The organism is Streptomyces venezuelae, assembly GCF_008642375.1.
GTDB classification, from domain to species: domain Bacteria; phylum Actinomycetota; class Actinomycetes; order Streptomycetales; family Streptomycetaceae; genus Streptomyces; species Streptomyces venezuelae_G.
The window spans coordinates 610,379-633,862 of record NZ_CP029194.1 but is presented as its reverse complement, the minus strand read 5'-3'; the positions used below and the strand labels follow the sequence as shown (position 1 = coordinate 633,862).

The following is a 23,484-nucleotide window of genomic DNA, read 5'->3' as shown; positions in this document are numbered from 1 at the left end:
CGCACCAGCGCGCCGCGGGGCCGCACGCCCCCGTCCGCCCACGGCGGGTGTGCCCGAGCACGACAGGTTCCCGTTCCCTTGTCCTCCTCCGTTTCCGTCGTGTCCCCGGTCGCGCGCCTGCGCGGCATGAAGCCGGACTGGCTGCGCGACCCCAGGGTCTGGCGCACCGAGGTGCTCGGCGGCCTGGTCGTCGCGCTCGCGCTGATCCCCGAGGCGATCTCGTTCTCGATCATCGCGGGAGTGGACCCGGCGATCGGACTCTTCGCCTCCTTCACCATGGCCGTGGTGATCTCCGTCGTCGGCGGCCGACGGGCCATGATCTCCGCCGCGACCGGCGCCGTCGCCCTCGTCATCGCGCCCCTGAACCGCGAGCACGGCCTCGGCTACCTGATCGCCGCCGTCATCCTCGCCGGTGCCTTCCAGATCGTCCTGGGAGCGCTCGGGGTGGCGAAGCTCCTGCGCTTCGTCCCGCGCTCGGTGATGGTCGGCTTCGTCAACTCCCTCGCGATCCTGGTCTTCATGGCCCAGGTCAAGGAGCTCCGGGACGTGCCCTGGGCCGTCTGGCCGCTGCTCGCCGCCGGGTTCGCGCTGCTGGTGTTCTTCCCCCGGGTGACCACGGCCGTCCCGGCCCCGCTGGTCTCGGTCGCCGTCCTCACCGCCGTCACCGTCGCCGCCGGAATCGCGGTCCCGACGGTCGGCGACAAGGGCGCCCTGCCGTCCGCCCTGCCCGTCCCCGGCCTGCCGGACGTGCCGTACACGCTCGACACCCTCACGCTGATCGCTCCGTACGCGCTCGCGATGGCGCTGGTCGGCCTGATGGAGTCGCTGATGACGGCCAAGCTGGTCGACGAGATCACCGACACCCGCTCCAGCAAGACCCGCGAGTCGATCGGCCAGGGCATCGCCAACATCGTGACCGGCTTCTTCGGCGGCATGGGCGGCTGCGCGATGATCGGCCAGACGATGATCAACGTCAAGGTCTCCGGCGCCCGCACCCGCCTGTCGACCTTCCTGTCCGGCGCGTTCCTGATGGTGCTGTGCATCGTCTTCGGCCCGGTCGTCTCCGACATCCCCATGGCCGCCCTGATCGCCGTCATGGTGATGGTCTGCTTCGCCCAGTTCGACTGGCACTCCCTCGCCCCGAGGACCCTGCGGCGGCTGCCCGCCGGGGAGATCGCCGTCATGGTGATCACCGTCGTCTGCGTGGTGGCCACGCACAACCTCGCCGTCGGCGTCGTCTGCGGCTCGGTCACCGCCATCATGATCTTCGCCCGGCGCGTCGCCCACCTCGCCGACGTCACGGCCGTCACCGACCCCGACGGGACCAGGGTCGTCTACCGCGTCACCGGCGCGCTGTTCTTCGCCTCCTCCAACGACCTCGTCGGCCGCTTCGCGTACGCCACCGACCCCGGCAAGGTCGTCGTCGACCTGTCCGCCGCGCACGTCTGGGACGCCTCGTCGGTCGCCGCGCTCGACGCCGTCGAGACCCGGTACGCCCAGCACGGAAAGACCGTGGAGATCATCGGCCTCAACGGACCCAGTGCCGCACTCCACGAGAAGCTCAGCGGCGAACTCACCCCCGGGTGAGGGTCCACCGGTCACCGGTCCGGTGGACCCGCACCCCGTCCGTCAGCCCGCGTGGACCTTCAAGGACGTACGGACGGCGGACTCCAGGGCCCCCTCGATCCACGCGGGCTTGACCGAGGTGTGGCACCCCGCGAAGTGGAGCGGCCCCTCGGAGGTCGGGACGTCCGGGAACAGCTCGGTGTGCTGCCCCGGGAACAGCACGGAGGCCTCCCCGTACGCGTAGTGGTCACGCATCCACGACTGGGTCCTGCACTTGTTGGTGAAGAAGACCTCGCAGCGGCGGCCGAAGACGGCCTGCACACCCGCGAGCGCCCGCAGGTACCGCTCCTCGTCGGCGAACGCGTCCCACTTGAGGGCGTCGTCGGCCCAGCTGTAGGAGGCGAGCATGATGCCACCGTCGCTCCCCTCCATGGGCTGCGCGTGCTCGAAGTACATGAAGCGGTTGGCGTTGTCGCTGACCGTGCCGCCGCCCCGCACGTGCGAGGCCTCCGGGTCGCGGCCGGCGGCGGGCCGGAAGACGGAGTGGTACTCCTTGAGGACGTCGGGGATCGTCACCCCCAGGTCCTTCACCGACCGGTGCGCGCCGAGGTACTCGCCGTGCGCGACCGTGCCCGCCCGGTACCGCTCGTACAGCCCGTCCTCGACGGAGTCCAGTGTCTCCTTCCACTCCGCCTCGGTGAACTCCCACCAGCGCCGCGAGAACTCCAGGAGCACCTTGGTCGCCGCGTCGTAGTGCAGCTCCGTGATCGCCCGGCGCTTGCCGTAGCTCAGCGGCGGGTCGAACGTCACGTGCCGCAGCCCCGAGAAGGGGACGGTGACGATGGCCTCGTCGCCCTCGAAGACCTCCGTGACTCCCTCCCCGCCGGTCCGGTGGTCCTCGGAGACGGTGTGCACCCTGACCTTGCCGCCGCTCCGCTCGATCCGTACGGCGCGCCGGTCGAGCCGCACCTTTCCCTTCACCGGCGCGTACAGCGCGTCGGCGAACAGCGCGGTGCCGCCCTTGATCTCCCAGAACCTGGTCCTGGGGTCGATCAGCGCGGCGGACAGGAAGCTGTGCATGAAGGAGAGGTGCAGCCGCGAGGTCAGGTTCTGGATGGTGCCGACGAGGTCGACGGTGCGGGTGTCGAGTCCGGCGACCTCGGTCAGGTACCGGTACATGGACCAGTGGCCGTACCGCTGGAGGATCTCGACCCAGCCCTCGACGAGGGCCGTCCCCTCCTTGTCCCGGACGAGCCGGCGCGCGGGTTCGAGGGCGTCCGCGAGGATCGCCGCGGCGGTCTTCGTCCGGTGGTCGCCCGTGACGCCGAAGGTGTCGTTGACCGGGGCGGGGTTCTGCTCGTAGTCCGCCCGGCGCATGTGGACGCCGTTGACATGGATCCAGGTGCGGTTGGCCTGCTTCGCCGGGTTCCCGACCTCCACGTCCACCAGGTAGAACTCCTGGCGCGGGAGCGCGTACTTCTCGATCAGCGCCATGAGCAGCGGGTGGCTCTCGGGCAGGCGCATCGCCCCGGCCTCGGCGTACTGGAGGGGGTCGGCGAAGGGCTGCGCCCCGTTCTCGTGGCCGCCCTTGCGGAACGTCTTGATGCGACCGCCGACGCGGTTGCCGTTGGCCTCGATCACGACGACGTCGTGGCCGGCGCGGTTGAGCAGGTCGGCGGCGAGGAGCCCGGCCGGTCCGGCGCCGACGATCAGGACCCGTTTCGTGGCCTTCGCCCGGCGGGCGGGCAGGCCGTTCTCGACGATCCTCAGATAGGCCGGGACGAGCGGCTCGTCGTGCTCGTCGTAGACGGCGATGGCGCGGGCGACGGTGGCGTACGCCCGGGGGTCGGTGCCGGGCGGTGCGGCGGCGGGGGCGGCGGCGGGCGCCGTGGAGGGCGCGCCGGCCGGGCTCCAGGCGGTCGCGGGCCCGGCGGAGGCGGCGGCGAGCCCGGCGGCGAGCGCCGAGGCGCCGGTCGCCGTGACCACGGAGCGCCGTGAGGGAGTGCCGATGTCCGGAGTGGGGGTGTCGTGAGTACTCATCGCGCACACACTCGACGCACGGGCGTCCCATGGGCCAGCGCCTTCACACGGACGGGAAGGTAAACCACTCGTCCTGCTATATGACGAGCTCTGGAGAGGGAATTGCCTGGTCAACGCCCCGATCGGCCGTCAGCCGTCCGGGTGGGCGGCGCCGCTGCGAGGTGACGGCCGGACCGGTACCGGCCCCGCCGTCACCCACCGACGTCAGGAGCGGGTCAGGAGCTCGTGAGAATGACGAGCTGCCGCGTCGCCCGGGTCATGGCGACGTAGCGGTCGACCGCCCCCTCGATGCCCTCGCCGTACGTCTCCGGGTCGACGAGCACGACCAGGTCGAACTCCAGCCCCTTCGACAGCTGCGGGGTCAGCGACCGTACGCGGGCCGTCGCGGGGAACGTGGGATCGCCGATGACACAGGCGATCCCGTCGGCGTTCTCCGCGAGCCAGGTGTCCAGGACCGAGTCGAGCTCCGCGACGGATCCGTGGACGACGGGAATGCCGCTGCTGCGGATCGAGCTGGGCACGTTCGCGTCGGGGAGCGCGGCGCGGATCACCGGCTCGGCCTCCGTCATGACCTCCTCCGGCGTCCGGTAGTTGACGCCGAGCGAGGCCACCTCGATCCGGTCGAGCCCGACCCGCTCCAGCCGTTCCCGCCACGACTCGGTGAAGCCGTGCCGGGCCTGCGCGCGGTCACCGACGATGGTGAAGCTCCGCGACGGGCAGCGCAGCAGCAGCATCTGCCACTCCGCGTCGGTCAGCTCCTGCGCCTCGTCCACGACGACGTGCGCGAACGGGCCGGCCAGCGGGTCCACGTCGGCGCCGGGCAGCGCCGTCTCGTCGATCAGGCTGTCCTGGAGGTCGCGGCCGCGCAGCATGGTCACCGCACCCTCGCCGTCGGCATCGGCGTCGACGATGTCGCTGATGACGCCCGCCATGCGCTCGCGCTCGGCGGCGACGGTGGCGTCGTGGCGGCGCTTGCGCTGCGAGGCCTTCGGGTCGCCGAGCCGCTGCCGCGCCGCGTCCAGGAGCGGCAGGTCGGACACCGTCCAGGCGTGCGGGTCCTCGCGCTTCAGGGCCCGGACCTCGTCGCGGTCGAGCCAGGGAGCGCACATCCGCAGGTAGGCGGGGACCGTCCACAGGTCACCGACGACGTCGGCGGGTTCGAGGATCGGCCACGCGCCGTGGAGCGCGCTGACCAGTTCCTTGTCGTGGAGCAGCGCCCTGCGGAACTGCTCGGGCGACACGGTGTCCTCGTCGCCGCCCTCGTCCCCGTGTCCCTCCGCGTACCCGGCCGCGTCGAACTTGTCCCACAGGATCGTGGCCAGTTCGTCCCAGATGAGGTCGCGCGCCTCGTTGTGCGGAGTGCTCGGCCCCGGCGCCTCGAACGCCTCGACCCATTCCTCCGTGCTCAGCCGGATGTCGGCCCAGGGCGTGGTGACCGTCATCGCCTCGGTGGGCGGGTCCTCGTAGAACCGGACGGCCTTCTCGATCGCCTTCACCATGCCGGCGGACGACTTGAGCCGGGCGACCTCCGCGTCGGTCTCGGCCGGCGCCGAGGCCCCTTCGGGGACGAGGTCCCGCAGGGTGCACGTCTGCACGCCCTCCTCGCCGAGGCTGGGGAGGACGTCGGCGACGTACGCCAGGTACGGGTCGTGGGGGCCGACGAAGAGCACGCCGCCCCGACGGTGGCCGAGACGGGGGTCGGAGTAGAGGAGATAGGCGGAGCGGTGGAGCGCGACGACGGTCTTTCCCGTACCGGGGCCGCCGTCGACGACGAGGGCGCCGCGCGAGCCCGCGCGGATGATGGCGTCCTGGTCGGCCTGGATGGTGCCGAGGACGTCACGCATCCGGGCCGAGCGGTTGCTGCCGAGGCCGGCGATGAAGGCCGACTGGTCGTCGAGGGCGGCGTGCCCGGCGAAGGCGTCCCGGGTGAACACCTCGTCCCAGTAGTCGCTGATCCGGCCGCCGGTCCAGCGGTACCTGCGGCGGCTCGCGAGACCCATCGGGTTGCCGTGGGTCGCGCCGAAGAACGGCTCGGCCGCGGGGGAGCGCCAGTCGATCAGCAGCCGGCGGCCCGAGCTGTCGGTGAGGCCGAGCCGCCCGACGAACAGCGGCTCGGAGCCGTCCGCGGCGACCATGTGCCCGAGACACAGGTCCAGGCCGAAGCGGCGCAGCGCGCGCAGGCGGGTGGTCAGCCGGTGGACCTCGATGTCCCGCTCCATCGCCTCCCGGCCGACGCCGCCGGGGGCCCTGAGCTCGGCGTCGAGCCGCTCGGACAGTTCGGCGATCACCTGGTCGAGGCTCTGCGCGATGTCCGCGAAGTGCTTCTCGTCGCCGGCGATCAGCGCCGGGTCGGCCTTGGCGGCGAGGCGCTCGGGCAGGTCGAACGCACTGGTGACGCGAGCGGTCATGTCATCAGCTTCGGTGCGAGGGGGCAACGATCTCCCGTTTCTGCAGGTCTGGGCCTTGGAAGAGAGATTCTGCGGTACGACAGGGGCCTTGCCGCAAGCCCCCCTGTGCGCTATAAGTTGTAAGTGGCAAGGAGTGCGTACCCCCTCCGGCCGCCCCACCCACACCCCGCCTGGTCGGCGCGCATCTCCCGGCTGAGACTCACCGACGCCGGACGGGAGTTCGGCACGGTGACCTCCGCGGAGTCCGCCGGGATCTCCGCCCGGCTCTGCGCCGGCATCCCGGCCGAGGACCTCGCGACCGCGGGCCACGTCCTGACGCTGGTCACGGAGCGAGCCAACGCCGAGCTGGCGGGCGCCTGACCTTCCGGCCCGTCGATGAAGGGCCTTGCCTGCGGGCGCGGTTCGAATGCAGGATCGCAACTGTGATCAACAAGGGTGGGGACACGAGGGGAAGGGCCGTCGCGCCGTGGGGTCGATGATCAAGGGGGAGAACGGCTTCGTACCGTCCGTCGCGCTCAGGGTCGCCGTACGGGGCGGCGGGGTGGACGCCATGGCTCTGCTGCTCATGGACGGTGGCACGGTCGGAGGTGACGGAGACGTCGTCTTCCACGGAGCACCGATGCATCCGTCCGGTGCGATCCGGCTGACGGACGCTGGCGGCGGCACGGCCTGGCTGGACGTCGCCCTCCCCACGGTCGAGGACCGGATCACCCGCGTCCTGGTGGTCGGTTCGACGGAGAACGGTGCGACGATGCGGGACGTCGCCGGTCTTTCGGTGGAGGCCTTCGCCCCCGACGGCACGTCGGTCGCTCGGTACGACGTGACGGACGGCGGCCCGGAGACGGCGATGGTGCTGGCGGAGCTGTACCGGCGGGCGGGTGGCTGGAAGTTCCGGGCGGTGGGCCAGGGTTACGCGAACGGCCTCGAGGGCCTCGCCACGGACCACGGGGTGGACGTGGCGCGACCGGTCGCGCCACAGGCACCCCAGGCGATGCCGGCGCCGATGGCCGCGCCGCCTGCCCCGTACGCCCCGCCTGCCCCGTACGCCCCGCCGGCCCCGGCCTTCGCGTTGCCTCCGCAGCCGCCGGTGCCGCCAGCCGCTCCCGCCGCATCCGCCGCATCCGTCGCACCCGTCGCACCCGTCGCTCCCGTCGCTCCCGTCGCGCCGGCCCCGGTGTCGTACGGACCCGCCTGGTCGTACGGACCGGTCTTCGCGCCGTACACCCAGACCGGCCGGGACAACGACGTGATCACCGTGAGCGGGCTCCCGCCGGGTCCGGTCGTCGTCCAGCTCGACGTGCAGGGCGACGGGTACACGGGCCTGACGGTCCTCGACTGGAAGAACAAGGAGAAGGACTGGCTCGTCAACAGCACCGAGGACGACTACCGGGGCCGGGTGCTCGCCACGATTCCCCGGAAGGGGAACCTCCGCCTCAGGGTGGAGGCGGAAGGGCCGTGGCGGATGGAGGTGTCACCCCTGGCAGCGGCTCGTGTGCTGACGGAACAGGAACAGGAGTTCCGGGGCCCCGACGTGCTGCTGCACACAGGGGGAGTGGCCGACCTCGCCATCCAGTACGGAGGCGACGACAACCTGATCGTCAACATCTACGAACTCTCCCGGCACGACGACCACACCGCCCTGCCCATGGACGACAACCTCGTCAACGAGATCGGGGCGCGGCGCGAGACCGTTCCGCTGCCGACGGGGCCGCTCGTGGTGCAGTTCGAGGCGGCCGACGGTCCGTGGCGGGCCCGGTTGAAGCGGGTGTAGCGGGGGAGGGGTCCCCCCGTTCGGAGGGCGGGACCGAGGCGCGGCCGTGTCCGTCGGCGCGTCGCTCCGTTGTGAGGGGTATGACCTCATCACGACGTATCTCCTCGGTCCTCGCCGTCGCCGCCGCCTTCTCGTGCCTCGGCGCGTCGGCGGCGCAGGCCGTCTCGGTCGCCACTCCGCTCGGCCCGCCCGTCAACCCGGTCAGCGAGCTCGACGCGGTCGCGACGACCGGCATCCCCGAGGAGTCCCGCGCGCAGTTCCCCGGCATCGAGAGCCAGCTGGGCGGACTCGGCCGGCTGAACGAACTGCGCCAGATCCACCAGCTCACCGACCAGGCGGCACCGGTCACGGGCCTGCTCCCCGAGATCTCCACCTGACCGACCCCGTCCGACACCCGAGGCGTGGTCGCGACGACGCATCCACCTCCGAACCGGCACCGTGCAGCACGACAGGCACGGTGCCGGCGGCCTGTCCGGACCCGGATGACCTGCGCGCGGCGGGGCGGGGCGACCTTGCCAGCGCCGGATGATCCGAGCGGTGGCCCCTCCGCTTCCGTTCAGGGCGTGGGGACGCCGCCGGGGCGGCGGGGCGGGAGGCCGAACTCCACCGGGACGCCGGGCGAGTACAGGACGCTCACGGGCGCGCCGACCGGACGGGGCAGGCCCGCCGCTGCCACCAGGTTCTCCTCGCACGCCATCAGCTCCGCGCGGTGCAGCGGCCAGCGCGGGTGCGAGTTCGGAAGGTAGAGCGGCCGCCCGAAGAAGGCGGTGTGCATGCCCCAGCGAGCCGTCAGGAAGTGTTCGAGCTCGGTGGGGGCCTCGACGCGCTCCCCGACGCGCACCACGATCCGGCTGTGCGCGCCGCGCGGCCCGGGCAGGCGCCGGCTGCTGGAGTACGTGACGGTGGCGCCGTCATGGCGGACGGCCATCCGCGACCAGACGTACGGCAGCCGGAAGAGGGCCCGCCCGAAGGCGACGGGCACGAGCCGCGAGGCGTCGAGCGAACGGAACACCACACCGCGCCGGCCCCGCGCGTCCACCGAGTAGAGGCGGACGTTGGTCTCGGGAAAGCTGCCCAGATAGGGGACGCCGGGCAGGCGGAACCATCCGACCCGGTGCATCCGGAAGGCGACGAGCCCGACGTACGTCACACCGTTCAAGGTGTCCGGGACGGTCCCGGCCGGCAGCAGCGGGGCGACCACGGCGGGGTCGACGGGCCAGTGGAGGAAGGCCAGGTCGAGCCACGACTGGGTCAGGAGGGGACTCGGCGGGGCATGGGGCGGGTCAGGGGTCACGGCTTCGGGGGCGAGCGGCGCGAGCGTCACGCCGCACAGGATCGCAGAGCCCCCTGCCGTACGAGGCAGGGGGCTCCGTGGCGGTCAGGGCGTGACGGGCACGTTCGTCAGGCCCGAGACGGCGTTCGTGACGGTGTTGCCGGAGTGGACGACATTCGGGGCGGCGGTGCACTTCGACGTCGAGGTGATCTTGATGGCGTACGCGCCGGCGCCGCCGAGGTCCGAGATGTTGCCCCGCCAGACGTTGCCGCAGCCGTTCAGGAAGGACGGGTTCGTCGACGGGTTGTGGGTCTCGTACCCGTTGGCGAACGTGCCGGGCGGGGCGAACCTGCCGGTGTTGTTCTCGATCAGATAGCCGGTGCCCTTGGCGTCGACCCAGGAGTCGGCGGAGTTCTGGCCGCTGATCCCCGTGCCGTCGAAGGTGTTCCCGCGGATGACGCCGTCCGCCGTCCCTTCCTTGATGTCGATGTGCTCGGCCGTGACGTTCGGGCCGATCCTGTTGTCCAGGACCTGGATCCGGTCCGAGCGGTCGACGCCGCCGGTGTTGCCGTGGCAGGACCAGTTGGACCCGGCGGAGCCGATGTAGACGCCCTCGCCGTAGCCCGGCTGGACCAGACCGGTGTGGCTGATCGTGGAGTTCCGGATCACGCCGTCGGAGGACGAGCGCCGGAAGTGCACCGCCTCGTCCTCGACGTGGTGGACGGAGACACCGTCGAGCGTGACGTGGTGCGAGTCGTCGAGGACGACGCCCTTCTTGGAGTCCCGCACCGTGAACCCGGTCAGCTTCCAGTACGGGGCGCCGAACAGCCAGAGTCCGTACCCGGAGTCCCAGCCGGCGACCGGGGCCGGGCACGAGGGCGCCGTGCCGGAGGGCCCGTCGTTGACGAGCACCGCGTTCGCGGGCCCGGTGAGGGTGATCGGGGCCGACGCGGTGCCCGGCGTCCGGGCGACGAAGGCGCCCCTGTACTCGCCGGCGGCCAGCCTGATCGTCTGCCCGGGCTGTGCGCCGGCCAGCGCGGTCCGGAGCTGCGCTGCGGTGGAGACGTCCACCACCGGGCCGCCGCCCGGGGTGCCGCCGTCCGGTGCGAGCGTGCCGTACACCTCGAACTCGTGGAGGGAGTAGCCGTACGCCGTGCCGCGCGCGGTTCCGTACATCCGGACGTAGCGGCCCGTCCCCGAGACCGTCAGCTCGTCGACGGCGCCGTCGCCGGTGCCCGTGGAGTGGATGTCGGTCCAGTTCGTCCCGTCGTCGGAGATCTGGATGCGGTAGGTCTTCCCGTACGCGGCCTCCCAGTCGAGCTTCACGCGGGAGACGGTGTGCCGCGCACCGAGGTCGATACGGATCCACTGCGGGTCCACGCCCTCCGCACTGGCCCACCGCGTGCCCGCGTCGCCGTCCACCGCGCGCCAGGCCTCGAACCCGGCCGACTCGACGGACGAAGCCGTCGCCGGCTTGCCCGCCGAGACCGGTGCCGGGGGCACCTCCGGACCGCCGGGGCCCGGAGCCGTACCGGTCGGCTTCAGGAAGAGCGAGCCCGACGTGTCCGTCCGGGACGCGTGCACACCGGCGTGCGGGGCCTTGCTGTAGTCGAGGTTCTCCCTGCCCGCCCAGTCGGGTATGGCCGAGCCGTTCGCGGTCAGGTGCTGGTACGCGGACGGGTCGGCGGCCGAACTCCCCAGCTGGTAGAGGCGCTGACGGTCGGGGTAGTACGGCCGGTACGTGCCGCCGGCCGTGGTCTGCTTGCTCAGGTCGTTGCCGTAGAAGACGTTCTGCGGGCCGGTCGCGCCCGACCACTTCACCGCCTTGGCGCCCGCACCCCACCAGATCGGCCACCAGGTCGAGTCGTCGGTACCGCCGCCGCCCTCCTCGCCGCAGTTGGCGCGGCAGTTCTTCGAGGAGTTCTCGAAGGGGACCGCGGCCTTGTTGTTCTCGAAGAGGTTGCGGCGCTCCCAACCGCCGTGCAGGTTCAGGTCGCTGTCGAAGTCGTTGCCGACGGCGACGTTGCCGGAGGCCGACCACTGGAAGGTGAAGTGGCGGAGGTTCCGGCTCGTGTTGTAGGCGTACAACGAGTCCCAGACGCGCGAGCCGCGGAAGTAGCCGTTGCCGCCCTTGCCCTTGTTCCAGGAACCGTCGAAGGACGACTCCTGCACCTGGACGTTCTTGGCGTTCTCGGTCACGACGGCGTGGGAGCCGGTCATCCGCGTGGCGACCCGCCGGATCCAGACGTCGGCGGCCCACTTGAGGACGATGCCGTGCTGCGCGTACTCCGGGGCGATGTTCCCGAAGTCGGCCTTGGCGTCGGCCGGGGTGACGTCGTACGTGCCCCCGCCGAGCTTCGGCATGCCGTCGAGTTCCTGGGTGATGCCGAGGTCCTCGATGCCGACGCCCTGGACGACCTTGAGCGGCGTCACGCGGCTCGGGTAGACGGTGCCGCCGATCGCGGCAGAACCGTCGGAGGTCGAGTTGAGCGGCAGGTCGTACTCGAGGGGCTTGTCGAGGGTGAGGTTCCTGCCCGCGGTGTCCACGGCAGCGATCCGGAAGGTCTGCTGCCGCATATGCAGGTTCACGTACGTGGACGGGTCGTTGATCGTCTGCTGCTGGTAGAACTTCGCGGTGTTGGCGGCGCCGACCCAGAGCGGGGCGCCGGCTTTGAAGCGGTTCATGTCGGTGTTGGCGGCGAGCCTGACCTGGGTGGAACCGATGGGCGAGCCCTCCCGCAGGGGCACACCGCTCGCCCAGTGCTGGTTCACGCTTCCTTCGAAGAGGTCCTTCCGGCCGGCGGGCGCGGAGGCGTGGTCGCTCGCGTACTTCGGGGAGACCTCGCGGGTCTGGACGCGCAGCAGCCCGCGGCCCGGCCAGGTCCAGCCGCCCTTCCCGGCACCGTGGGTCATGCCGTCCTCGTCCCAGTCGCTGCCGTCGGCGGTGAGGGTGTCGTAACGGGTGTCGGCGTCGGGGCGGAAGGCGAGCGTCGTCCGGTCCGTGCCGGCGCCGCGTAACACCATGTAGTCGGCGTCCAGGGCGAGCTGGCGGGTCACGAGGATCCGCCCCGCGGGCAGGGTGATGGACGACAGTTTCGTGAAGCCGGCGGAGGGGGTGCACGTCGTACGGATCGCGTCGACGGCCCGCTGGAGCCCGCTCGTCGCGTCGGTGTCGTCGGCCCGCACGCCGTACTGCGCGGCGAGTTCGGAGGCCGTGATGTGGCAGGCCGCGTCCGGGTGCGCCTCGGCGGCGCCGGGGAGCGGGGCGCCGCCCCGGTATCCGGCCCTGCTCCAGTCGGGCAGTCCGGGGATCGGGGCGCGGCGGTTGGCGCTGGTGAGGTCGGGTATCGCGGCCGGTGCGACCGGTGCGGCCTGCGTGACGGGCGCGTCCGCGGCGGCGGCCGGAGCGCCGAGTCCCGTGACCGGGGTCAGGGCGGTGGCGAGGGCGGCGAGGACCGCCAGGGAGCGGAGCGGTCGGTGTCGATGGGGCCGGGGCGTCTGTGGCATAGGGCGTCCTGGGGGGAGTGGTGCGCGAAAGGACAGGAAGTCTTCCTAACCATTGGCCGGGAGGTTAGGGAGAGTTCGGAGGGCGCGCAAGGCTCCTGGCAGGATCCGTATGCCTGACTTGCATTCAGGTATGTGGTCAGAGAGGAGTGTTGTCCGTAGGGCGGGCCACTTCGTCGCCCCCCCGAATGGAAGGGGGGGGTGCGGCCAAGTGACCCGACGCCTTCGGTCCGTGCGGGTGCGACGCTCAGGCGGCGTCGGACGGCGGCTGCATGGACTGCATCGCCTCCTGCGCCCGCTTCGCCATCTCCTCCTCGGGGACGTCCTCCACGTGCGTGGCGAGGTTCCAGCGGTGGCCGAAGGGGTCTTCGAGCTGCCCGGTGCGGTCGCCGTAGAACTCGTCCTTGACCGGCTGGAGCTCTTTCGCGCCCCGCGCGAGGGCCTTGGCGAAGACCGCGTCGACGTCCTCCACGTACAGGTGCAGGGTGACGGGGGTGCCGCCGACCACCTTGGGTGAGCGGAAGTCCAGGCCGGGGAACTCGTCCGCGAGCATGATCACCGAGTTGCCGAAGGCCAGCTCGGCGTGGCCGATGGTCCCTCCGGGGGCGGGCATCCGCATGCGCTCGACCGCGCCCAGCACGGACACGTAGAAGTCGATCGCCGCCGCGGCTCCGTCGACGCAGAGGTACGGCGTGAGGTGCGGGTATCCCTCGGGAATGGGCTGGACGGCCACTGGTCTCCCACCTTTCCGGTCTCCCGGACAGTGACGGTCGCGGGCGACCGTCGGCTGTGGCCATGGATAGCCCGAACTCGGCGGACATCCGCCGGCGCCGCGCGATGCCCCGCGCCGGGTTCCCCCGAAGGGCGGCGGGTTCGCCTCGTCCGACCTCTTGTCGAGCAGGCATCGGCTCTCTAATGTGAACCTTCAAATTCCGGGAAGATCAAGCTGATGTCATCTTGAGGAACAGATTTTGAACGATCAAATTCATCCACGGGCACCCGGGTCGGCCGACTCCACGGCGCCCGCTCAGGCCCCCGCCCGTGGCCCGCGGGCGGGCTACCTCGATCACGCCAGGGTCGGCCCGCTCTCCCGCCGGGCCGCCGCCGCGTTCGCCGCCGCGATCGATCTGGCCACCCGCTCGGACCCCGCCGACCTCGACCGGCTCTTCGCCCTCAGCGACGCCGCACGGAGCTCGGCGGCCCGGCTCCTCGACGCCCGCCCCCACGAGATCGCCCTCGCCCCGTCCACCAGCAACGGCCTGTTCACCGTGGCCGCCGGCCTCCAGGGACCCGGCACCGTCCTCGTACCGCGCGGCGAGTTCCCCGCCAACGTCTACCCCTGGCTCCGGTTCGCCGGCCGCGGCGGCCCGGCCGTGCGGCTCGTCGACCCGGACGGCCGCCGGCACATCACCCCCGACCTGCTGCGCCGGAACCTCACCCCTGACGTCACCGCGCTCACGGTCAGCGCCGTCGACTCCCTCACCGGGCACGTCGCACCGCTCGCCGCCCTCAAGGAGGTCCTCGGACCGGACCGCCTCCTCGTCGTCGACGCCATCCAGGGACTCGGCGCCGTACCCCTCGAAGCGGACGCCGCCGACGTCCTGGTCAGCGGCGGCCAGAAGTGGCTCCGGGCAGGCTGGGGCGCCGCGCTGCTGCTGATCCGCGACCGGTGCGCCGAGCGCCTGGCTCCCGGCCTCGGCGGCTGGGCCGGTGTCACGGAACCCTTCGCGGCCCGTCATCCGGCACCGCCCCTGCCCGGGGCCGCCGCCCACCTCGCCACCAACCCGGACTTCCCGGCCGCCGCGGCCATCGGCGCGGCCGTCGACGAGCTGCTCGCCGAGGGCGGCCCGGCCGCCACGGGCGCGCGCGTCCGGGCCACTCTCGCCGAGCTGCTCGACCGGGCGCGACAGGCGGGCGCCGAGATCCTGCTGGACGGGCTCGGCCCCCGGGAACGCGCCGGCATCGGCACCTTCCGCCTCCCCGGTCACGACCCCGTGACCGTCCACCGCACTCTCGAAGCGGCTGGTGTGATCACCACGCGCCGCGACGAGTGGATCCGCCTCTCTCCCCACGCCTCCACGCCGGCCGCCGCCGTGGAGCTGTTCGCGGAGGCCATGCACACCCTCGCCACCGGCAGCACCCGTACCGGCGACACCCGTACCGGCGACACCCTCACCATCCAGGAGCCGACATGTCCCACCACCTGAGCCGCAGACACCTCCTCCAGCTCGCCACCGCCTCCGCCGCCGGACTCGGCCTGACCGCCTGCGGCGGCAGCGGCAGCGGAGGATCGGGCGGGGGCGGCGGCGCCGACGGCGACAGCGGCAAGATCACCGTGTGGAGCTGGACCACCGCGGCCGAGGCCCTGCGCGGTGTCGTCCCCTCCTTCGAGCGGGACAACCCCGGCATCACGGTCGACGTCCAGGACCTCGGCAACCCCGCCATCTGGGACAAGATCACCGTCGGGCTCGCCTCCGGCGGCAAGGGACTCGCCGACGTCCTGCACATCGGCGTCGACTACCTGCCCGGCTACATGGAGAAGTTCCCCCAGGGCCTCGCGGACCTGTCCGAGCTGGGCGCCGACCAGCACAAGGACGCCTTCGTCGAAGGCCTCTGGCCGACCGTCATAGGCAAGGACAAGGCCGTCCACGCCCTGCCGTGGGAGGTGAACCCGCTCGGCCTCTTCTACCGCCACGACTACTTCGAGAAGGCCGACGTCGACCCGGCCTCCCTCACCAGCTGGGACGACCTGATCGCCGCGGGACCGAAGATCCGCGCCGCCACGGGCGCCCAGCTCCTGGGGCTCGACAAGCCCGGCACCGTCCAGGACATGGACTTCTTCCAGAACCTCATGCAGCTCCAGGGCGCCTTCTACTTCGACGCCGAGGGCAGGGTCACGCTCGCCTCCGACGAGGCCGTCCAGGCCCTCACCGTCATCAAGCGGCTCAACGACGCCGGCCTGCTCGCCGACACCGCCGGCCAGGGCACCTGGAAGCGCCTGGTCGGCCAGGGCAAGCTCGCCACCGCCCCGTACCCCGCCTGGGCCATCGAGTACCTCTCCGACAAGTTCCCCGCACAGAGCGGCAAGTGGCGGGTGATGCAGCCGCCCGCCGCCGTCCCCGGGGGAGGCCGCAGCGCCATCGTCAACTCCACCTTCCTGAGCGTCTCCGCCACCAGCAAGCGCCGCAAGGCCGCCTGGCGCTTCATCGAGTACGCGCTCACCAAGCCGGCCGAGATCAACCGCATGTTCGCCTCGGGCGGTGTCTTCCCCGCGCTCAAGGCGGCCTACACCGACCCGAAGTTCAGCGCGCCCGACCCCTTCTACGGAGGCCAGAAGGTGCTGAAGTCCTTCGTCGACTCGCTCACCGCCGGGGCCGGCGCGACCAACTTCACCGGCGACTACAGCCGCGCCCTCAAGCTCGCCAGCGACGCCCAGAGCCAGGTCCTGATCAAGGGTGCCGACCCGGCCGAGGCGCTCAAGGCCGCGGCCAAGCAGCTCGCCCAGCAGACCGGCCGGCAGCAGGCGGCCTGACCATGTCCCTCGCCCCGTCCGAACGCGCGCCCGCCACCGGGGCCGCGACCACCACCGCGACCGGCACCCCCGCCGGTCGCGGCACCCACCGGCACCCCGGCAGCGCCCGCCGGGGCCGGCGCCGCCTGCTGACCCCGGAGTCCGTCCCGTACCTGCTGATCATGCCCGCCGTCCTGGGCTTCGCGATCTTCAAGGCGTACCCGATCGCCGCCTCGTTCTGGATCAGCCTCACGACCGGGAACGGCGACGACCGGCAGTTCTCCGGGCTCGCCAACTACCGGCGCCTCCTCGACGACCCGCTGTTCTGGACGGCGCTGAAGAACACCGCGCTGATCCTCGTCGTGCAGGTGCCCCTGATGCTCGGCCTGGCCCTGCTCGTGGCGCTCGCCCTCAACTCCACCAAGGTGTGGCTGCGCCCGCTCTGGCGACTCGGCGTCTTCGTCCCCTCGCTGACCGGCCTCGTCGCCGCCGGCGTGATGTTCTCGGTCATCCTCAACCGCGACGCGGGACTGCTGAACTGGGTGCTCTCCCTCTTCGGCGTCGACCGGGTCAACTGGCTCGGCAGCCCCGTCTGGGCCCGCGTCGGCGTCGTCCTCGTCATCACCTGGCACTACACCGGCTACAACGCGGTGATGTACCTCGCCGGACTCCAGGGCGTCCCCAAGGAGCTGTACGAGGCCGCGATGGTCGACGGCGCCGGACCGGTCCGCCGCTTCTTCTCCATCACCCTGCCGCAGCTGCGGCCGATCCTCCTCCTCACCGTGGTGCTCTCCACCATCGGCACCCTCCAGCTCTTCGACGAGCCGTACGTCCTCACCGGCGGCGGCCCCGACAACGCCACCCTCACCGTCACCATGTACCTCTACAACAACGGCTTCAAGTACTTCGACTTCGGCTACGCCTCGGCCCTCGCCTACGCGCTCGCGCTGATCGTGTCCCTCCTCGGCATCCTCCAGGTCCGCCTCATGGGAGAGCGCCGATGAAGCTCCGCGGCACCCTCCTCACCGTGCTCCTCGCGGGCGCCTTCGGGCTCTGCGTCGGTCCCTTCTACTGGCTCGCCATGGCCGCGACCCAGGACAACAGGGACGTCTTCTCCTGGCCGCCGAAACTGCTCCCCGGCGGCCACCTCATGGAGAACCTCCAGGGCCTGCAGGAGTCCATCGGCCTCACCCGCGTCCTCCTCAACACCCTCCTCGTGGCGGGCCTCCAGACCGTCGGGGCGGTCGTCGTCTCCGTCCTCGCCGGCTACGCCTTCGCCAAGTTCGACTTCCGCGGCCGCAACCTCTTCTTCGTCCTGCTGCTCAGCACCCTCGTCATCCCCGACACGGTGATGCTGATCCCGATCTTCCAGATGATGATGGACCTGGGGCTGATCGACTCGTACGAGTCCGTCATCCTGCCCGGTCTGGTCACCCCGTTCGGCATCTTCCTGATGCGGCAGGCCCTGCGCTCCATGCCCGACGAACTCCTCGACGCCGCCCGCGTCGACGGCGCCGGCGAACTCCGGGTCCTGTGGCGGATCGTCATCCCGGTCAACCGGCCGATCATCGCGGCGCTCGCGCTCTTCGTCTTCCTCGGCGGCTGGAACCAGTTCGTCTGGCCGCTGATCGCGCTGCGCAGCCCCGAGATGTACACACTGCCCGTCGCCACCGCCACCCTGCAGGGTCTGGCGACCACCAACTACGCGCAGGTCCTGCTGGCCGGCGCCATCGCCGCCGTCCCCGTGATGGCCCTCTTCCTCGTCCTGCAACGCCAGTTCATCTCCGGCCTGCTGGCCGGGGCCACCAAGGAGTGACCACCGTGACGACCACCGCACCCCTGAACGCCACTCCGGAGGGCGGCGCACCCGATGACACGGAGAGCGGCGCCGCTCCGCAGCCGCCCGTCCCCGCCTGGCGCCCCGGCGCGGCGGCCGGGGACCTGCCCGGCACCGTCGTCCACCGGCAGATCGCCACCGGTCTGCGCCACTCCACCGGAGACCCGCTCACCGTCCACCTCACCGGGCTCGGCAGCGCCGCCTGGCACCCCACCGTCACCCTGGCCGACGACGGCGTGGCCCTGGTCGAGGTCACGGCGACGGAAGCCGTCACCCTCCGCGTCGAGTGGCGCGTCCCCTGTGTGGGGGCCACCGCCTACTGGACCCCCGACACCAGCGCCTCCCGCTGGCTGCCGCCGTCCTGGATCGCACCGCGGACCGTCTCGCTCGCCCTGGGCGCCCCCGTCGCCTCCCTCGTCGGCACCCACGACCGGGCCCTGTGCACGGCCGCCGTCGGGGAGACCGCCGCGCCCGTACGCGTCGGCGCCGGGGTGGTGGAGGAGAGCGGGGAGTTCGCCTTCACCGTGGAGCAGGACCTCACGCCCGGCGGGCCGCCGGCGCGCCTGAGGATCGACCTCGGCGGGCGGCACTTCGCCACCACCCTGCGGGCCGTCACCGACTGGTGGGCCGAGGGCGTGGACCACCCCGGCGTGGCCGCCGCGGCGCGGATGCCCGCGTACTCCACCTGGTACAGCCTCCACCAGAACGTCGACGCGGCCGTCGTCGAACGCCAGGCCGTCCTCGCCGCCGGACTCGGCTGCGAGAGCATCATCGTCGACGACGGCTGGCAGACCGCCGACCGGACCCGCGGCTACGGCCACTGCGGCGACTGGGAACCCAACACGGCTGCCTTCCCCGACCTCGCCGCCCACGTCGCCGCGGTCCACCGCGCCGGCCTCGCCTACCTCCTCTGGTACGCACTGCCGTTCATCGGCCGGCACAACGACGCCTGGGACCGCTTCAAGGGCATGATCCTCCGCGAGATGCCGGAACTGGACGCGGCCGTGCTCGACCCCCGCCACCCCGAGGTCCGCGGCTACCTGATCGAGAAGGTCTCCCGCGCCGTCGAGGAGTGGGACATGGACGGCGTGAAGCTCGACTTCATCGACCTCTTCGCCCGCGCCGACCCGCCGCCCGCGCCGGCCGGCGCGGACCACGACACCGTCCACGAAGGCGTACGCCGGCTCCTCGCCGACCTCGACGCCCGCCTGCGCCGCACCCGGCCCGACGTCATCGTCGAGCACCGCCAGCCGTACGTCAGCCCCGCCCTCTGGCCGTACGCCACCATGGTCCGCACCGTCGACTGCCCGCTCAGCCCCGCCGAGAACCGCCAGCGGATCGTCGACTGCCGGCTCACCGCGGGACCGCTCGCCGTCCACGCCGACATGATCATGTGGAACTCCGCCGAGACACCCGAGTCCGTGGCCGTCCACCTCGTCAACGCCCTGTTCTCGGTGCCACAGATCTCCGTCGACCTCGCCCGGCAGACCCCCGACCAGCTCGCCACCCTGGGCTTCTGGCTCGACGTCTTCCGCCGCCACGCCGACGTTCTCCAGCTCGGCACCCTGGAACCCTCCCGCCCGGACCTCGGCTACCCCCAGGTCCGCGCCGCCGACGACCGCACCACGATCGTCGCCCGCTACGCGCCGCTCCCCGTCGCCCTCCCGGACCGGGACGCCACCGACGGCCCGGGGACCCTGCTCGTCGCCAACGCGGACGGCGACCCCGTGGTGCTCCTGACGGCCGTCCGGCCGGAACGGGCCCTCGCCCGCGTACAGGACTGCCGTGGTGAGATCCTGTCCGAGACCGTGCTCGACCTCGTCGCCGGAGTGAACCCGGTGACCGTGCCGACCGGCGGCCTGCTCACCCTGACCCGCGAGCACTGACCATCGGCGGGCTGGGGGCGGCCGCTCGCCGTCCGCAGCCCGCCGACCACCGCACACAGAGGAACGATGACCGCTCGACAGGTGACCATCGAGGACGTCGCGCGCACGGCGGGCGTCTCCCGCCAGACCGTCTCGAACGCCCTGAACGCCCCCCACCGGCTCCGCGCCACCACCCTCGCCCGGGTCACCGCCGCCATCGACGAACTCGGCTACCAGCCCGACCAGTCCGCCCGCAGCCTGCGCACCGGCACCCGCAAGGTCATCGGCTATCCCGCACCGGCCGACAACCCCGCCGACCCCAACCCCCTGATGGGCGGCTTCCTCCAGGCGCTCGTGAGCGCCGCCGACGCCGTCGGCCACCGCATCCTGCTCTTCCGCTGCGACCCGGAGCACGGCGCCGGCGCGGTCGCCAAGTCCTTCAACGGGCTGATCGCGGCCCGCCAGGTCGACGGCTTCGTCCTCTCCGACGTCATCCACGACGACCCCCGCGTCGACGTCCTCGCCGAGGCCGGCTTCCCGTTCGCCGCCTTCGGCCGCACCGCCCCCGGCCGGCCGCAGAACTGGGTCGACATCGATTCGGCCGCCGCCACCGCCGCCCTCGTCGGCGGCCTCCTCGACCAGGGCCACCGCCGGATCTGCTACGTCAACTCCGCCGCCTCCCTGCCCTGGCTCGCCGACCGCCGGGCCGGCCTGCTCCAGGCCGCGGCCGCCGTGCCCGACGGCGCCTTCGAGGTCGGTGTTCCCGACGACGACCCGGCCGCGCTGTCCCACGCCGTGCAGCGCCTGCTCGTCGGCCCCGACCGCCCGACGGCCCTCGTCTGCGCGACCGACTGGCTCGCCCTGACCGCCTACCAGGCCGTGCGCGCCGCCGGTCTCACGGTCGGCACCGACGTCGCCGTCACCGGCTTCAACGACCTGCCGCTCTGCCAGGTGCTGCAGCCCGCCCTCACCAGCGTGCGGCTGCCCCTGTCCGCCATCGCGCACGCCCTGGTCGACCGGCTGATCACCGCCGTCGAGGACCCCGCCGCCACCCCGACGAGCGGCCTGCTGCTCCCGGCGGAGCCGGTCGTACGCGGCAGCACGCCGGAGCGCTAGGCGTGCCTCCGCGCGCATGCGCGGACCTCCGGACGCCGACCGAAGACGATGTGGCAGGATGCGGGCCGCCATAATCGATCATGAAAGGGCGTCTTGATGCGCGCGACACTCAGAGCGCTGCTCGCCGCGGTCTTCTCCGTCGGACTCGTGCTCGCGGGGGCGACCGCCCCCGCCCAGGCGGACATCGTCGACAAGGACACCGCACCCGGTCTGCGATTCATCTCGTACAACATCTGCGGCGCCTCGTCCACCTGCGAAACCCGGGACACCGACGCGGAGAAGGCGGAGTGGCGGGACGCCGTCGTCCACGCCATCGACTACTGGGACACGGACCTCGTGATGCTCCAGGAGGTCTGCTACGGGCAGTGGCTGATGCTCCGCGACCACCTGGCGAACCGCTCCGGCGTCACGTACGACACCACCTGGGGTGCGGCTCTCCCGTCCGCCTCCGGCTGCAAGCGATGGGACCCCACCCCGGCGACGGACGAGCCGGGCGAACTGCGCTTCGGCCTGGCCGTCTTCGCGAAGGGCGGCCCCGGCACGATCGACCTGAGCACCAGGAGCGTCACCTTCCTCCCCGAGCCGACGAAGGACCTTCCGACGCCCAAGGACACCGAGAACCGCATTCTCCTCTGCGCCAAGGCCACGATCGACGCCCGCGCCGTCCGTGCCTGCAACACCCACATCGACTTCAACGCGCTGAACACCACGGCCCAGACCGCCGAGGTCGCCAGGATCACCCGTGACTTCGCCAACGCGGGGGACCCGGTGGTCCTCGCCGGGGACTTCAACCAGCTCCCCAAGCACCCCGACATGAACCCCCTCTACAACCACGGGAAGGACGACAACGGCGCCGACGCGACGGGCGTGCTCCAGGAGGTCGACGAGAACGACAAGGACCGGTTCACGGGCACGGACTGCCCCCAGTCCGGGGACCGGTGCCGCAGCGGTGAGCCCACCGCCAGCACCGTCTGCTCCGAGCACACCAAGAACACCGCGAAGATCGACTACGTCTTCCTGAGCTACCACTGGTTCACGACGGTCCGCGGCGACGCCGTGGCCTGCTCGGGCGTGGCCGACCACCACCTCCTCCGCGGCGCCGCCGCCTGGGAGAACTAGCACCTGTCCGACGGTTCCCGCAGCTCGACGCACCGCATGACCCAGCGGCGCCTCCCTCAGCTACCGCCCTTCTCAGGGAGGCGGTAGAACGCGGCGGCGTTGTCCCACAGCACGGCGTCGAGGTGCTCCTCGCCGACGGTCCGGGCGACGAGGGCGAGGTCGTCGGCGGTGAACGGGCGGCGCGCCCGGGTGGACGGCAGGTCGGTGCCGACCATGAGGGCGGTGGGATCGGTCTCCAGGACGGCCGTCATGACCTCGGCGGGGTCGAGGTCGACCCGCCCGAACCCCGTGGCCTTGACCTTGACCCCGCGCTCGACGAGGGCCAGCAGATGGGGGAGTCCGTCGCGGTGCAGACCGAGGTGGTCGATGCTCACGGCGGGCAGCGCGGCCAGGACGGTGGTCAGGTCCGGCAGGTCACGGGCGTCGATGTAGAGCTCCGTGTGCCAGCCGGCGACGTCGTGGACGCGGCGGGCGAGGCGGTCCAGCTGGTCGAGCGTGGCCGATCCGCCACGGCGGACGTTGAAGCGGACCGCGCGCACGCCCGCCGCGTCGAGGCCGGCGAGCTCCTCGTCCGTCACGGTCGCCGGGACCTGTGTGACACCGACGAAGGCGGGCCCCAGCACGGCCAGCGCGTCGCGGAGATACGTCTGGTCGAAGCCCTGGAAGGAGCCCGAGACGACCGCGCCGCCGCGGACGTCGAGTCCTGAGACGCGCTCGCGGTACTGCCCGGCGGTGAACGCGGGCGGCAGATAGCCGTCGTTCTCGACCAGGGGGAAGCGCGGGTCGACGATGTGGAGGTGGGCGTCGAAGACGGGGCGTGCCGGGCCACGGACCGCGCTCATCGCCGTCCTCCCGCCCGGTGCGCGGCCCGCGCATCGCCCTCCGCACGGCTGCGCTCGGTGCTCTCCATGGCGCCAGCATAGGGAGGGGCGCGCGGTGACGACCGGCAAGCAGGCCGGGTGAAGGGCGTGGATGCCTCAGTGGCCCAGCGCGCGCTTGAGTTCCGCCTTGTTCATCGAGGAGCGGCCGTGCAGGTTGCGCCGCTGGGCCTCGGCGTAGAGCTGGTCGTACGTCGGCCCTGCGGCGCCGCTGTGGGAGCGCAGCCCGCCGCGGCGCGAGGAGGAGATGTCATCGGTGGAGCTCCGGCTCGCGGTCTTCGACTCGCCCGCCCGGGCCCGCTCCTTGTTGACCGTGCGCGCCGCGATCTCCTCGGCACGCTCCCTGCTCTCGCCCCGCTCCAGGACGCTCTCCTTGATGTGCTCGTACTGTCGCTCGCGCTTCGCATTCGATCCGCGGGGCATGGTCCACACCTCTCCTGTCGTGGGTGTCCGTCCCCTGACGGGACCTGTGCCCGATCAGTACGGCTTCATTCGCGACAGACAGGAAATGTTCGATACATCGGTGTGCAGGTGTGCAGGTGTGCAGGTGTGCAGGTGTGCAGGTGTGCAGGTGTGCGGAGGGCGGGCGCCCCGCG

17 protein-coding genes and 1 pseudogene are annotated in these 23,484 nt (G+C 72.1%); 11 read left to right on the top strand and 7 right to left on the bottom strand.

The annotated features are described in order from the left end of the window. Positions 1-126: 126 nt before the first annotated feature. Positions 127-1,587 (top strand): SulP family inorganic anion transporter, encoded by a 1,461-nt coding sequence (locus DEJ46_RS02895; RefSeq protein WP_150274040.1) that lies wholly within the window; start codon positions 127-129, stop codon positions 1,585-1,587. Positions 1,588-1,629: 42 nt separating this feature from the next. Here DEJ46_RS02895 and DEJ46_RS02890 read toward each other — a convergent pair whose 3' ends face one another. After that, the gene (locus DEJ46_RS02890; RefSeq protein WP_150264006.1) at positions 1,630-3,606 is read right to left on the bottom strand and encodes a flavin monoamine oxidase family protein; all 1,977 of its coding nucleotides are present in this window, start codon (positions 3,604-3,606) and stop codon (positions 1,630-1,632) included. A 215-nt stretch (positions 3,607-3,821) separates the two neighbouring features. Beyond that, positions 3,822-6,014, bottom strand: a complete 2,193-nt coding sequence (gene helR / locus DEJ46_RS02885) for an RNA polymerase recycling motor ATPase HelR (RefSeq protein WP_150264005.1) — start codon at positions 6,012-6,014, stop codon at positions 3,822-3,824. Positions 6,015-6,200: 186 nt separating this feature from the next. Here helR and DEJ46_RS02880 point away from each other — a divergent pair. The 3 genes and pseudogenes from DEJ46_RS02880 to DEJ46_RS02870 form a co-directional block, all read left to right on the top strand. Beyond that, a pseudogene (locus DEJ46_RS02880) lies at positions 6,201-6,374 on the top strand (MarR family transcriptional regulator); the annotation flags it as partial. A gap of 115 nt (positions 6,375-6,489) precedes the next feature. Further along, positions 6,490-7,785 carry a TerD family protein gene (locus DEJ46_RS02875; protein ID WP_190622396.1) on the top strand — a complete coding sequence of 432 codons (1,296 nt, stop codon included), beginning with the start codon at positions 6,490-6,492 and terminating at the stop codon, positions 7,783-7,785. An 80-nt stretch (positions 7,786-7,865) separates the two neighbouring features. Continuing rightward, entirely contained in the window at positions 7,866-8,162 is a 297-nt protein-coding gene (locus DEJ46_RS02870) for a hypothetical protein (RefSeq protein WP_150264003.1), read from the top strand. Positions 8,163-8,341: 179 nt separating this feature from the next. Here the strand turns inward: DEJ46_RS02870 and DEJ46_RS02865 are convergent, their stop codons facing one another. From DEJ46_RS02865 to DEJ46_RS02855, 3 genes are all read right to left on the bottom strand, one after another. Then, positions 8,342-9,109: a YqjF family protein gene (locus DEJ46_RS02865; protein ID WP_150264002.1), complete on the bottom strand. Its 768-nt coding sequence runs from the start codon at positions 9,107-9,109 to the stop codon at positions 8,342-8,344. Between the two features lie 54 nt (positions 9,110-9,163). Further along, a complete protein-coding gene (locus DEJ46_RS02860) occupies positions 9,164-12,565 on the bottom strand; it encodes a discoidin domain-containing protein (RefSeq protein WP_223834473.1) in 3,402 nt (1,133 codons plus the stop codon). A 244-nt stretch (positions 12,566-12,809) separates the two neighbouring features. Then, positions 12,810-13,295, bottom strand: a complete 486-nt coding sequence (locus tag DEJ46_RS02855) for a VOC family protein (RefSeq protein ID WP_150264001.1) — start codon at positions 13,293-13,295, stop codon at positions 12,810-12,812. A gap of 238 nt (positions 13,296-13,533) precedes the next feature. Between DEJ46_RS02855 and DEJ46_RS02850 the strand changes: the two genes are divergently transcribed. The 7 genes from DEJ46_RS02850 to DEJ46_RS02820 all read left to right on the top strand — a co-directional run bounded on the left by DEJ46_RS02850 (position 13,534) and on the right by DEJ46_RS02820 (position 22,010). Next, positions 13,534-14,769: an aminotransferase class V-fold PLP-dependent enzyme gene (locus tag DEJ46_RS02850; RefSeq protein ID WP_223834472.1), complete on the top strand. Its 1,236-nt coding sequence runs from the start codon at positions 13,534-13,536 to the stop codon at positions 14,767-14,769. Further along, entirely contained in the window at positions 14,754-16,094 is a 1,341-nt protein-coding gene (locus DEJ46_RS02845; protein ID WP_150264000.1) for an ABC transporter substrate-binding protein, read from the top strand. Before DEJ46_RS02850 ends, DEJ46_RS02845 begins: the two co-directional genes overlap by 16 nt. Before the next feature lie 2 nt (positions 16,095-16,096). Next, on the top strand, positions 16,097-17,077 hold the full coding sequence (locus tag DEJ46_RS02840) for a carbohydrate ABC transporter permease (RefSeq protein WP_150263999.1): 981 nt from the start codon (positions 16,097-16,099) through the stop codon (positions 17,075-17,077). Continuing rightward, positions 17,074-17,889: a carbohydrate ABC transporter permease gene (locus tag DEJ46_RS02835; protein WP_150263998.1), complete on the top strand. Its 816-nt coding sequence runs from the start codon at positions 17,074-17,076 to the stop codon at positions 17,887-17,889. The genes DEJ46_RS02840 and DEJ46_RS02835 overlap by 4 nt, the downstream gene beginning before the upstream one ends. A gap of 5 nt (positions 17,890-17,894) precedes the next feature. Next, on the top strand, positions 17,895-19,796 hold the full coding sequence (locus DEJ46_RS02830; protein WP_223834471.1) for a glycoside hydrolase family 36 protein: 1,902 nt from the start codon (positions 17,895-17,897) through the stop codon (positions 19,794-19,796). A 66-nt stretch (positions 19,797-19,862) separates the two neighbouring features. Further along, positions 19,863-20,891: a LacI family DNA-binding transcriptional regulator gene (locus DEJ46_RS02825; RefSeq protein WP_150263997.1), complete on the top strand. Its 1,029-nt coding sequence runs from the start codon at positions 19,863-19,865 to the stop codon at positions 20,889-20,891. Between the two features lie 96 nt (positions 20,892-20,987). Beyond that, positions 20,988-22,010, top strand: a complete 1,023-nt coding sequence (locus tag DEJ46_RS02820; protein WP_150263996.1) for an endonuclease/exonuclease/phosphatase family protein — start codon at positions 20,988-20,990, stop codon at positions 22,008-22,010. 56 nt (positions 22,011-22,066) lie between these two features. On the opposite strand, the gene DEJ46_RS02815 is transcribed toward DEJ46_RS02820, so the two are convergent. After that, complete coding sequence (locus tag DEJ46_RS02815) at positions 22,067-22,852, bottom strand: amidohydrolase family protein (RefSeq protein ID WP_150263995.1); 786 nt, start codon at positions 22,850-22,852, stop codon at positions 22,067-22,069. Between the two features lie 135 nt (positions 22,853-22,987). Continuing rightward, complete coding sequence (locus DEJ46_RS02810) at positions 22,988-23,311, bottom strand: plasmid stabilization protein (RefSeq protein ID WP_150263994.1); 324 nt, start codon at positions 23,309-23,311, stop codon at positions 22,988-22,990. Between the last annotated feature and the right edge of the window lie 173 nt (positions 23,312-23,484).